The sequence below is a fragment of the Thalassotalea litorea genome (assembly GCF_043642205.1).
In the GTDB taxonomy this organism is placed as follows: domain Bacteria; phylum Pseudomonadota; class Gammaproteobacteria; order Enterobacterales; family Alteromonadaceae; genus Thalassotalea_A; species Thalassotalea_A litorea.
In genome coordinates, this window is sequence record NZ_JBHZSG010000035.1 from 24,360 (window position 1) to 37,087 (window position 12,728).

Consider the following 12,728-nt stretch of genomic DNA (forward strand, 5'->3'; position numbering starts at 1 on the left):
TAACGTAAATTTCTTTCTGGAATCTCGCGAAATTCGTTATTCTATTGTCACAATCATTGGTTTATTCTTGCATAAACGATTTAGATCGATAAGATTATGCAATATTGTTGGCAGCTAAGAAGCTTGCCTTTCTAACGGAGATAAAAATGAGCGAGAAAATTGTTCAGCTTACAGATGACAGCTTTGACGCTGATGTTATTAACGCCTCTGGCCCGGTTCTAGTGGATTTTTGGGCGGAATGGTGTGGTCCATGTAAAATGATCGCTCCTATCCTGTCAGAGATTGCTGAAGAATACGAAGGCAAAGTCACTGTTGCTAAATTAAACATTGATCAAAATTCAGGTACACCACCTAAATATGGTATCCGTGGTATCCCAACGCTTTTATTATTTAAAGACGGTGCGGTTGCAGATACTAAAGTCGGTGCGTTATCTAAAAACCAGTTAAAAGAGTTTTTAGAAGCTAATCTATAATTGCCTGTACCAATAAAAAGGTCGGCTTACCGGCCTTTTTGTACCTATTTTTAAAAATGTTTTACTCAATTAGCGGATTGCTTTACCTAAGCAGTATTTAATGCTAACTTAAACAACATACATATCTTTTTAATCCATAAACCTTTTCGTTCTGACTGCTTCCCGGCACGTTAAAACATTGTAAATGCACATTACATAACAAGACCCATCCTATGAATCTAATTGAACTCAAAGACAAACCTATTGGCGATCTCATTAAGCTTGCTGAGCAAATGAAGCTTGAACATTTAGCCAGAACCCGTAAACAAGATGTTATTTTTGCCATTCTTAAAGCACACGCAAAAAGTGGTGAAGACATTTTCGGAGGCGGCGTCTTAGAAATTTTACAAGATGGCTTTGGATTCTTACGATCGGCAGATTCTTCGTATTTAGCAGGCCCGGATGATATTTATGTCTCACCAAGCCAGATTCGACGTTTTAGTCTGCGCACCGGTGATACCATTTTTGGTAAAATTCGACCACCGAAAGATGGCGAACGATATTTTGCCCTGCTAAAAGTCAACGAAGTTAACTTTGATAAACCTGAAAATTCCCGCAATAAAATCCTTTTCGAAAACCTTACGCCAATTCATGCCAATCAACGCTTAACCATGGAACGTGGTAATGGCTCGACGGAAGATATTACCGCTCGAGTATTAGATTTGGCTTCACCAATTGGTAAAGGTCAGCGTGGTTTGATTGTGGCGCCGCCAAAAGCGGGTAAGACGTTGTTATTGCAAAACATCGCTCAGAGTATTGCCCATAATCACCCTGAATGTGAATTGATGGTGCTACTGATCGATGAACGCCCGGAAGAAGTTACCGAGATGCAACGCCTGGTAAAAGGTGAAGTTGTTGCATCGACGTTTGATGAGCCAGCGTCTCGTCACGTGCAAGTGGCAGAAATGGTGATTGAGAAAGCCAAACGCTTGACCGAACACAAAAAAGACGTGGTTATCTTATTAGATTCAATAACCCGCCTTGCTCGTGCTTATAACACCGTGATACCTTCGTCAGGTAAAATCCTGACCGGTGGTGTTGATGCCAATGCATTGCATCGCCCGAAGCGTTTCTTTGGTGCGGCTCGTAACATCGAAGAAGGTGGTAGTTTGACCATTATTGCCACGGCCCTTGTTGATACCGGTTCTAAAATGGATGAGGTTATCTACGAAGAATTTAAGGGTACCGGTAATATGGAATTGCACTTGTCGCGTAAAATCGCAGAGAAGCGCGTATTCCCGGCAATTCACTTTAATCGCAGTGGTACGCGCCGTGAAGAGCTTCTTACTAAGCCGGATGAACTACAGAAAATGTGGATTTTGCGTAAAATCGTTCACGAGATGGGTGAGATTGACGCCATGGAATTTATGATTGATAAACTGGCTATGACCAAGACCAATAATGAATTCTTTAATTCAATGAAGCGCTAATTAAGTAAACGCGTATATTGAATCAGAAAGGGAAGCTTAGGCTTCCCTTATTGTTTTCAGAACCTCAAATTCGTGCAAACTATGGCTCGATGAGCGATAATTGCCGCAATAAGTCACCATCAGAAAGAGTCGTCAGTTGAACGAAGTTACCGGCAAACGCCTAAATAAATTTATTAGTGAATCTGGATTTTGTTCACGCCGGGAAGCCGATAAGTTAATTGCGGATCAGCGGGTGAAAATCAATGGGGTATTACCTGAGCTTGGCACCAAAGTTTTGCCAGGTGATAAGGTACAGGTAGATGGTAAAACCATTGCCGCCAGCGCAGAAAATAAATCCGACCGAATCTACATTGCCTACAATAAGCCCATCGGCATTACCTGTACCACGGAACGTCAGGTAAGAGGCAATATTATTGATGCCATCGGCCATGAGCAGCGCATCTTTCCCATTGGTCGCCTGGATAAGCCATCAGAAGGTTTGATATTTCTCACCAGTGACGGTGATATTGTCAATAAAATTCTTCGCGCTGAAAATGCTCATGACAAGGAATACCTAGTTACAGTCGACAAGCCACTGTCGCCTCGGTTTGCCGAGCGAATGGCGCGTGGCGTGCCAATCCTTGGCACAGTTACGAAACCCTGTCAGGTAACAATTCTTAGCAAGTTCGTGTTCAAAATTATTCTGACTCAAGGCTTAAATCGGCAGATACGTCGTATGTGTGAATATTTGGGATATGAGGTCACCAAACTAAAACGCACCCGGATTATGTCGGTGAGCATTGATAAACTCAAACCCGGACAATGGCGAAATTTAACCCACCGCGAGATGCGAGACATTAATACAGCAGTGGCGACATCGAGCAAGACCGCACCTGAGGGCGTGAAATCACAAACCACCGCGGCAAAACCCGAAAACCGACCAGCAATCCAAACCGGGGATTCATCCACTGCGTATCGAAAACGAGATACGGGGAATCGGCAAGACGGGGGTAAAACTCGCAATAAGCCCCAAGGCGATGGTGTTAACCGTCGACTAGAAAAAGATTCAAAAAATCAGGACAACACGAATTCCAGCAGACCGGCAAAACCACAATCCAGTAAGGCCCACAAAACGGCGCCTAAGAACAAGCCCACTTCTAAGACACCCGCACGGACTGACCGCGCAAACGGCCGAAAAGGCACGTTAAGCCTGAAAAAATAGCGCTTAATTTCCGTCATCCCGGCGGCGGCCGGGTATCTCTTTCTCACGCAGAGTTCACATTCTTATTAAGTTAAAACTTTAACCTTAGATTCCGTGTAGTATCACGGAATGACGCAAGGCTTTTTCTTCCACCTCCCACCTTCCACCAGCGAAGCTTACCTTACTCGAAGTGGCGTTTTCTGCCACGTACCTGAAGCGATGTTGCTGCAGTATCGCTCTGGCGGTACGTTCTTGGTGATCGCTTTCACAATCTTTTTCATCTACAGTTAGAAAACACCCGTAAACACTAATTGTGGAGAATAACTCAATGAATTTAGGTGCTTTTTCAGTTTCTTTGGCGGTAAAAGATATTACGGTTTCTAAACAATTTTATGAAAAGCTTGGCTTTATACAAATTGGCGGAGATGTTGAGCAAAACTGGTGTATATTGCAAAACGGTGAGCATATTATCGGTTTGTTTCAGGGCATGTTTGAGAAAAACATGCTGACCTTTAATCCTGGTTGGGATCAACACGCATCGAACTTGGACACGTTCGTGGATGTTCGCGATATTCAACGCTATTGCGCTCAACAAGGGTTAACTCTGCTATCCGAGGTGAATACCGAATCTTCTGGCCCTGGTAGCTTTATGCTTGAAGATCCCGATGGCAACCCAATTCTGATTGATCAGCATCGCTAAATCGGTTGCCGATGACTAGGTGCTAAATCGTGAAATTTTGACACGGTTTCTGTAATCGACAATATTCTGAAGTTTCCTGCTCAGAAGATTTAATTGGCGCCGCATTATTCCAGTTTCCGGCGGCTCTGAGGGGCACGTTCGCTTCATTCAATCCCCAGTGTTAAGAGATTTTTTTGGTATTAAACAATCAATTAACTTATTAATAGTGCTAAAATTGTTATCGTAATTTTGGTAAGTGTTGCCATACTGTTGGTAAGGTCTTTGTTGTTCAGGCCGATGGCGCTTTTATGTTTTTCCTGATTTGAAGAATTCTGCGTGTTTTAATGGGGTTACACTTGCTTTTTTTGCAAAGGAATCTGCGAAATAACTTATTCATTCCTTCACTGATCAAATTCATTAGGTCAGGAATTTTTGCAGCCTTATATTTGCTATTTTTTGCCGCCCAGGCGCAAGCTGCGAATCTGCAATTACAAATGCCCGATGAATTGCCGAGCAAGTTTAAGAAAAACATTCGCGCCCACCTCGGCGAGTTACCCGATTCAGAAGCTGAACGTGAAAGCTTTGTGTTTACGGCTTTCGATAAAACCCAGGCGGCATTGCAGGCAATGGGGTATTACCGCAGCCACATCAATATTCGCATCAATAAAGAAGCTCAACACAAAGATAAGAAACTGTGGCGGATGTTCATTGGTGTTAACCTCAATGAGCCAACCCGATTTGATGATATTTTGATTGATATTCAAGGCGAGGCAGAACTAGATCCGAAATTTCTCGAATTAGTCACCAATATTCAAGCCAAACTGCTTAAAACCGGAGATGTCGTTGATCATGGTGTCTATGAAGAGGTCAAAACAAAAATATCTTCGCTGGCCTTGGATCGTGGTTATTTTGACGGTAAATTTGATCGCTCCCGACTTGCCATCCGTCAGGATTTTGAAAATGCCGATGTTGAATTGGTTTACCACAGTGGCCGACGTTATTATCTGGGAGAAGTGCTTTATTCAGAGTTTGATATTGAGCCGGAAATTCTTCAATCTTTAATACCTTTTGAATTGGGTGAGCCCTATACCAGTCAACGGGTAATAAAGTTTCAAAATCAATTACAACAAACCCAGTACTTTGGCAACACTCTGGTGGTACCGGATCGAAATGATGCGGTTAATCAACTCGTTCCTTTGAAAGTGACATTAGGAAAAACGAAATCGCATTTTTTTGATGTCGGTATGGGGTATGCCACAGATACCAAATTCCGCATTTCTGCTGGCTGGCGAACCCCGAAAATTAATCGTTATGGTCATAGTCAGGAAACCAAAATCGAGTATTCAAAAATTAATCCGACGGGGCGCTTTACCTATCGCATACCCTTATCTCATCCAATAAAAGATTTGCTGCAATTTCAAGCGACTCTGGAAGACGATGAATATGGTGGTCTGGTCAGTAAGTATCTGGAGGGACGCGTCGCCAATGTTCGGGTTTATGATAGCTGGAGCGGTGTCTATTATGTGCGTTATCTATCCGAAGGGTGGCGATATCAAAATAATGCCCTTGGTGAGGCAGAAGAAGGCAGCTATCTTATGCCCGGTGTTCTGTTTAGCCGAATACGTCGCAGCGGACCACAATTAGATCCATCTTGGGGATTTAGTCAGTTTTATGGCTTTGAAGGCGGAGCCGAAGGTGCGGGATCGGACATCAATATCTTAAGGGCGATTGCACGCTGGCGTTTTATTACCACACCAATGCGACGACACCGGGTTGTGGTACGCGCCGAAGTCGGTATTTCTGATATTTTCGATGCGCCAAAATCAAAATTGGCACCCTCTTTGCGATTTTTCGCCGGCGGTGATCAAAGCATTCGCGGCTTTGATTATCAGTCTCAAGGCCCAACGGAAATTGTCAATGAGGGAGAACTCGCCGGCGAAGAAGTGGTGGTTGGTGGAAAACGAATGGCATTAGCAAGCATTGAGTACCAATATTACTTTACGGAAAAAATTCGTGGCGTGGTTTTTAGTGATGCGGGTAATGCTACCGACAACATTCGGATTGACCCAGTCTATTCTGTTGGTTTTGGTGTCCATTATATCTCACCGGTGGGTGCCATTCGGGTGGATTTTGGTTATGGCATCAGTGAAGATGACCCAAGCTGGAAGCTACACTTTAACCTCGGAGCTGAGCTGTGAGACTTAAGTCGATTGCAAAATGGCTGCTCGCAGTCGTCCTGACACTGGTCGTGTTACTGCCTTTGCTCGTCTTTACACAAATGGGTAATCGCCTGCTAGTAACGGGGTTGAATATACTGCCTTTTCTAAAGATAGATTTCGAGCAGGGACACCTATTAAGTGATGCCAGTTTTAAACAAATCGAACTGGACTTAGATGTTATCGTCATCCGTATTGAAGGGCTCGATTACTCGCTACAAGCAAGGTGTCTGGCCATATCGCAGTTGTGCATGCGCACAGTAAAGGCCCGCGGCATTTATATCGACATGCCGGAATTACCTGAAGAGCCTGAAGACGAGGACGATACGTCTACTGAGCGCATTGTACTACCCATTGATTTGCTTATTGACAATATCGATGTCGAGTCGTTTACCTTCAATCAATCAGCCGTTAAGCTCAGTGCCTCTCAGATCTCGGCGAGTTTTAAGGCCAGATCTAGTCACTTCTTAGTTTCTGATGCCCAAATTGAGCGACTCGACGTCGCGATCCGTGATGACTCCGAAGGCGGTGTGAATCATACAAAAGCTGACGATGCGAGTAAGACATCGGCTAAACCGACAGCTCAGCAAAGCTCTGAGGCGTCCTGGCCTTTAGCGCAGCTTCCAGATGTGTTTTTACCAATCGATCTGCAGGTCGACGAATTGCTACTGGGTCATTTGTCTTTAAAGCTTTCCCCTGATCCTGAACAAATTGCGCCAATCAACAGCAATAATTTAACCTTGACTGCCCGGTGGTCCGGTTTCCTTCTCGATGTGGATACAATTGAATTGATCGCTCCGGATTATGGTCAGGCAGGTATCAAAGGACACATGGACTGGCGATACCCTTGGGGTCTGGAATTGGTTGTCAACAGCGCTATCGATAACTTTCCCTGGTACAAGCAACTGCAGGGTAGCAAACAACGGATTAATGTTTCAGGAGATTTTTCTAAATTATCGGTACAACTAATCAGCGAAGGGCCGTTTGATGTTGCGGCTGACGTCCAGACCGATCTGGTTGATAACAAGTTACCGTTTACGGCGAATTTGCAGAGTTCAAAAGTGGATTTGCAGCCGATAATCGAACAACCATTATTGCTCGAAAGCCTGAAATCTCAAGTCTCTGGAAATCTGTATCAGCAGCAGATTAATGCGCAACTGGATTTACAAGGATTTGGTTATCAACAAGGCACGCTAAATGTCACCGGTACGCATCACAACAAGATCATTGACCTAAGCTCATTCAGGTTTGAAGACGCAATATCGGGCTCCCTGGCAACCGGTCAACTGAATCTGGAATACGGGACAGATATTATTGTAAAGCTCGATGCTAATGTTCCGGGTTTAACACTACCGGAGATGACTTTAGGGGCGACTCCTATCGATGGTCGAATAAAGGGTCAGGTGCATCTGCTCGGTAAATTAGACATGAATCAGCTACCAAAAAGTCTGGAACAACCGGGCAAATGGCAGCTTTCCTCGTATAACACCAATATTGACGGGACCATCAATGATCAACCGGCAGCGCTTTTTGCGAACTTTTCTCTCGATCAGAGTTTAACGTTAAAAGGTGCGGTGATTAATGCACGCTTTCAAGATGCCCAGTTAGATCTTAAGGGGCACTCGGATGAAAACTGGCATGTCACAGGTACCTGGCACGGTGCGCAGTTCCAACGTTGGCACCCCCAATTAAAAGGGAACTTAAGCGGTGATATCGCCATCAATGGTGCCCTGTTAGATCCTAATATTGTGCTAGATGCTAACGTCAGCGATTTACAGTATCAGGGGACTAATGTTGCCCATACCGACATTGATGTCAGTTACTGGCCGGTGCGAAACCACCAAGTCAAAGTTAACGTGGCCAGCGACGAAGCTATGATTGAAAATCATCAGCTTTCGCAAATCATTGCGACTGTACAAGGTGATTTGGAAAACCAGGCATTAACCCTTGACGCCAATGGCGACTTCCCCGTGCACCTGATTGTTGAAAATACACTCGACTTAGATAATCTGACCAGTCAACTTGAGGTGCAAGAGGCGCATCTAGGCTATCTGGATTACCGCTGGACGTTACAAAGCGGCTTTGGCTCAGCTATCAATATCCGCGAACAGGACGTCAGCTTAGCGGCTCATTGCTGGCAGCAAAGTGACAATGAAATTTGTGTGACGGAGCCAGCTAAACTGGCACAGGACGGCAACATATCGTTACGCTGGCAGCTGCATCTAGGCGATTATGACCAGCTTCTATTAGGGCGAAACCTCGAAATTGATAGTGGCATGAGCGGTAGTGCTAATGCTAGTTGGCAGGCTATGCAACTGCTTGAGATTAATCTGGAAAATAACATTGACGCGGGGACATTGACACTTAAAGGTGAAGAGAAATCATCAACCTTATTAACCTGGAGTCAAGGAAAAATCAGTGCCTTGGCTGACAGTTCTCAGGCAAACGTGGATTTGTTTTTGGATCAACAAGACAATACGCGATTGATTAGTGGCAATGTAAATATCGCTTTGGATCAAGGCACTATGCCAATGCAGGGGAATCTAGATATTGAGCGCTTTGAAATCCACCTGATTGAAGAATTGGTTCCCGGTATGAGTCGTGCCCGCGGAATATTAGCCGCCGCTGTCGATTTTTCCGGCTCGGTTACCTCGCCGATTTTGTCGGGCAATGTATCACTACACGGCGGTGAACTGGCAACCTTTCAAAGCCCGAATAGCATTGATGATATAAATCTTGATTTAACGTTTAAGGGCCAAAGTGCGGATGTTGACGGCGGGTTCATGATCAAACAACACCCCGGTGAAATTTCCGCAGAGATTGACTGGAGCGATGGTTTGCAGGCTAACGCTCGTTTGTTTACCGATAAAATCCCGGTGCTCTATCCCCCTAATCTTGATGCCATGGTTGCCACCGACATTCGTCTGGAGGTTTCTGGACAACATGCAAAAATTGGCGGAGACATCATGGTACTGGAAGGACTGCTAAAGCTTGAAGATTTACCCGAAGGCAGTATTCAGGTAAGTGAGGATGCGGTAATTGTCGACACGTCAGGTAAACAAGTGGAAAAAGAGAAAACCATGGCCATTGTTAGTGATGTTGATCTTTCCATCGATCCCAAGTTTCGACTTGATGGGCAGGGGTTTACCGGTAACCTGGGTGGCAAACTGAAAATTCGTCAGGAAAAATTTCAACCAGTGCAATTATTTGGGGTATTAAAAATTGCCAATGGCAAGTATAAGGCTTATGGACAGAATCTGGATGTGCAAAGCGGTGAAATTACTTTTGTTGGTTCGCCTTCCAACCCGACAATCAATGTAAAAGCCGTGCGGGAAATAAAGGACGAAAATGTCACTGCCGGCCTGTCAATTATTGGCCCAACGGATGCCTTGACCCTGACCTTTTTCTCCAATCCGAGTATGCAACAACCGGAAATATTATCCTACTTAACGCGAGGACGGGGTCTGGATTCCGATTCTGGCGGTGGCGCGGCATTGGGTGTCGCTTTGGCGAGTGCTTTGACTAAGACCACACCGATGCAAAATGTGGTTCAGAAAGTGCCGTTACTGACCGATGTGAGTTTAGATACTGAGGTCGATGGCGACGTAACGCAAGCGACGATCAGCGGTTATCTGGGGGAAAGGATTTTCCTAAAATATGGCATCGGCGTATACGAACCGATTAATGAGTTAACGGTTCGGCTATATCTGATGTCCAGATTGTGGCTGGAAACTGTATCCGGGCTGGAGAACTCCGCCGATATCTATTATTCCTTTGAAGTCGATTAGTCGCTGATGGCCAAGGTCGCTAACCCGAAGCATTTATTGGCTAGGGAAATGCTTATCGCTTGACCGCCGATGAAAGATCTAACTGGCATTCGATTAATCGATTACCCGGTGGGATTTTAAGGGTAGCGGTTTGGCAAATGTTGTGTTTTCCATGATGTTTTCCATCGTTTCCAGGTGATCTAATCGCGCCGTGTCCGCATGCAAGATTATCTCCTTTAACGCTTCATTATTTTGTGTGTATGGGACAATCTGTAAAGTATCGAAAGATTGGACGATGGAGATTTGCATGTTGTCTTTTACCATAATTTCGGTGATCGGATAGGGCGGTATATCGATCACCAATGTTCCGGAAACGGCGTTATTTGTGATGTGGTATAAAGACATAGAGGCTGTTTTACGAAATGCGCCAGTCAGTTTGCCCTTACCGATGCGTACCTGAAAATTAACATCATCAATGGCGGATGGCATTCTTGGCGCAAAGGTAATCTGCTGTTTCATTAAATCCGGTCTGATCCCTAAAAATGTTTGATACCAGATTCTTAGTTGTTCGGCATTAGACCAGGCCTGTAAATAGGTCCCCGTGATGGTGGGTAATTCATGACCGGCATGTGGATAGGCATCGGCGTTTTCAGCCAATCCGCCTACAACGCCTTTGGTCAGCGCCTGTTCGTTCATATTGGCAAACAGTTGATATGCAAGATCGGGTTGTCCTGCCTCAATCATTCGCTGCATCGCGATACCGTTGTTCCAGAGCCATACCGTACCATTATGGTAAGCGGCATCTTTATGGTAGGTATCGGTCAGGTGATAAGGATGAAAGTCGTTATCGCGATTATCTAATGAAGCGACGCCCCAGGGATAGACAAGTTGTTGCCACGCGGTTTTCGTCGCTGCAGTGACAAAGGTTTTATCTTCTATCAAATCGAACGCGTAAAATTGATTTGGACGTAATTGCCTGTCCGCACTATTATCCGAATTTAGATGGTCCGCCAGATAGTCTACGTCGCTCAGGACAAAATCATCGCTAAAATTTTTCTGCAGCTTGTTCAGGGCCTGCTGCCACCTTGTTGTTGCATCCTTGTCATCGACAAATTTTGCAAAATAAATGCCAGCCTTAAGTTGCTCAAACCATAACGCCTGGATATCGTTGGCGCGTGTGCCTCGAGGAGAATATGGTACTTTGTCTGGCTCTCGTCTGGCATCCATCCAGGTTTCATTGTCGGCATGCAGCAGATAGCCTTTGCTATCCACCCAGTTTTTCAGCGAACCATCAATACTGTCTTTGACATTGGGGTAAAGCTGCTCGATCAGGCTGACATCACCGCTGTACTGAACATAGTGCAGCATTTCGATAACAAACCTTGGGGTGCCGTCGGTGGTGTGATAGTCAATGTCTTCGACCCTTACACGATTGGGTACCCGGCCAAAAAATGTTGATTGGGGATCCCGGTCCTGATATCGAGCAAAGGCCGTGATCATATCCCGGGCAAATTCAAATTGTCCCGTTACCAGGGATGCGCCGGGTAAGGCGATAAAGCTGTCTCTGCCCCAATACTCATTAAACCAGGGTAAACCAGCATAAATACCCTTGCCATGCTGGTTGGTCATTAACGAGTTGAGATTCAGCATTTGCCACTGGATGGCTTTGGTAAGCCTTTTATCAGAGCTTTGCAATGGAGTGTTGTCATTCAGCAATGTCAGCATGCGTTGTTCACGCTGCTGTTGCCAGGCATTATCCTGTTGACGAACTTGCTTGAGCAAGGTAACTGCCGAGGCTACATCATCGGCGATTAACACGTAAAAACCTTGCCCGGGCGCATCGCTTTGTTGCTGGATAGGTGCGACAGCGATGACTTTACCTGGATTTTCTTTAGAGCGATAAGTTATTAACTCATCGTGTTGTTTTGCCTTGCTCAATTGGTCGCCGAGCAGGGTGAGAGATAATTGATGCCCAGCACCTGAGTTAGCACCGGAATCAGTACCTGAGCCAGTACCCGGGTTAGTAGCCGAGATGCCAATTCTAACAATATCCTGATCATCAAAAAGCGACAGCTGCTCTTTGGTGCCATCTGGATAGGTGCGCACCAGTTTGTGAGGATATACGCTAACCTTGGCTTGGGGGCGGTTTAGGACCTTGCCATCGATTGAAATTTCATAGTCACTAAACAGGCGTTTTTGTGCCAGATTAAAACCGCTAAACCAGGCGTGCTCTGCATGATTATTGTCATGGGTTTGGGTGTAGTAGTAACCAGAACGTTTGTTGGTAAATGATACCGGACGATTTTCAACAGCACTGACCTTAATAGCCAAATCCTCCAGGCGCGTCAATGGCGTCGCCGCGGATGTTTCTGCGGATGTAGTCTGGTTTTGTTTCACGTTAGATGCTGGCTGGCAACCCGTGGTCAGTAATAAAAGAAGTAAGTATAGGGGGAAACGGTAAAGCACCAGAGTTACTCCAGGTAAATTGGAAAATTATTGCCCAGTGCGCAGAGGCTGATTCTGGATATGGGCGATAAGCATAATATGGTAGCGTAGCAGAGATTGGATCCGACGTTGTCCTGAGTGTGCAGAATTGGCTTTTGCGAATGCTTTAAGCACATGGATTCGTTGGTAGGCTCTGAATGCTAAATCCATGGTAGATTGCTGCAGGTACTGATTAAATTCCGGAATGCCTGAGGTAGTACGTTTACTTAATGTTTTCGGGGCTAAATCTTCAAACGCATAACCTTGCTGGCAGTAATGACGAAAAGCCGTATCACTGAAACTTTCAATCAGAGCATTGCCTGAATCGGGTTCTTGTAATGCCTCTGCCAGCAAACATACATTGGTTTTCAGTTCCTGCACTAATACCAATCACATTAAGTTTGTGCACAACTCAGAGTTAAGGCATAGGTTCAGTTACAACATAGATTTTATTGATATA

8 protein-coding genes are annotated in these 12,728 nt (G+C 45.1%); 6 read left to right on the plus strand and 2 right to left on the minus strand.

Annotation, left to right across the window (positions count from 1 at the left end):
- Positions 1 to 146: 146 nt before the first annotated feature.
- The 6 genes from trxA to ACHUFQ_RS13420 all read left to right on the plus strand — a co-directional run bounded on the left by trxA (position 147) and on the right by ACHUFQ_RS13420 (position 9,805).
- Positions 147 to 473, plus strand: a complete 327-nt coding sequence (trxA, locus tag ACHUFQ_RS13395; RefSeq protein ID WP_394176254.1) for a thioredoxin TrxA — start codon at positions 147 to 149, stop codon at positions 471 to 473.
- Between the two features lie 212 nt (positions 474 to 685).
- Positions 686 to 1,942 carry a transcription termination factor Rho gene (gene rho / locus ACHUFQ_RS13400; RefSeq protein WP_138319551.1) on the plus strand — a complete coding sequence of 419 codons (1,257 nt, stop codon included), beginning with the start codon at positions 686 to 688 and terminating at the stop codon, positions 1,940 to 1,942.
- A gap of 136 nt (positions 1,943 to 2,078) precedes the next feature.
- Positions 2,079 to 3,143 (plus strand): 23S rRNA pseudouridine(2604) synthase RluF, encoded by a 1,065-nt coding sequence (gene rluF / locus ACHUFQ_RS13405; RefSeq protein ID WP_394176256.1) that lies wholly within the window; start codon positions 2,079 to 2,081, stop codon positions 3,141 to 3,143.
- A 307-nt stretch (positions 3,144 to 3,450) separates the two neighbouring features.
- The gene (locus ACHUFQ_RS13410) at positions 3,451 to 3,822 is read left to right on the plus strand and encodes a VOC family protein (protein WP_394176257.1); all 372 of its coding nucleotides are present in this window, start codon (positions 3,451 to 3,453) and stop codon (positions 3,820 to 3,822) included.
- Between the two features lie 425 nt (positions 3,823 to 4,247).
- Positions 4,248 to 5,999, plus strand: coding sequence for an autotransporter assembly complex protein TamA (locus ACHUFQ_RS13415; RefSeq protein ID WP_394176258.1), 1,752 nt, complete (start codon positions 4,248 to 4,250; stop codon positions 5,997 to 5,999).
- On the plus strand, positions 5,996 to 9,805 hold the full coding sequence (locus tag ACHUFQ_RS13420; protein ID WP_394176260.1) for a translocation/assembly module TamB domain-containing protein: 3,810 nt from the start codon (positions 5,996 to 5,998) through the stop codon (positions 9,803 to 9,805). Before ACHUFQ_RS13415 ends, ACHUFQ_RS13420 begins: the two co-directional genes overlap by 4 nt.
- A 93-nt stretch (positions 9,806 to 9,898) precedes the next feature.
- On the opposite strand, the gene ACHUFQ_RS13425 is transcribed toward ACHUFQ_RS13420, so the two are convergent.
- Positions 9,899 to 12,181 (minus strand): amylo-alpha-1,6-glucosidase, encoded by a 2,283-nt coding sequence (locus ACHUFQ_RS13425; RefSeq protein WP_394176262.1) that lies wholly within the window; start codon positions 12,179 to 12,181, stop codon positions 9,899 to 9,901.
- Between the two features lie 96 nt (positions 12,182 to 12,277).
- A complete protein-coding gene (locus ACHUFQ_RS13430) occupies positions 12,278 to 12,649 on the minus strand; it encodes a hypothetical protein (protein ID WP_394176264.1) in 372 nt (123 codons plus the stop codon).
- Between the last annotated feature and the right edge of the window lie 79 nt (positions 12,650 to 12,728).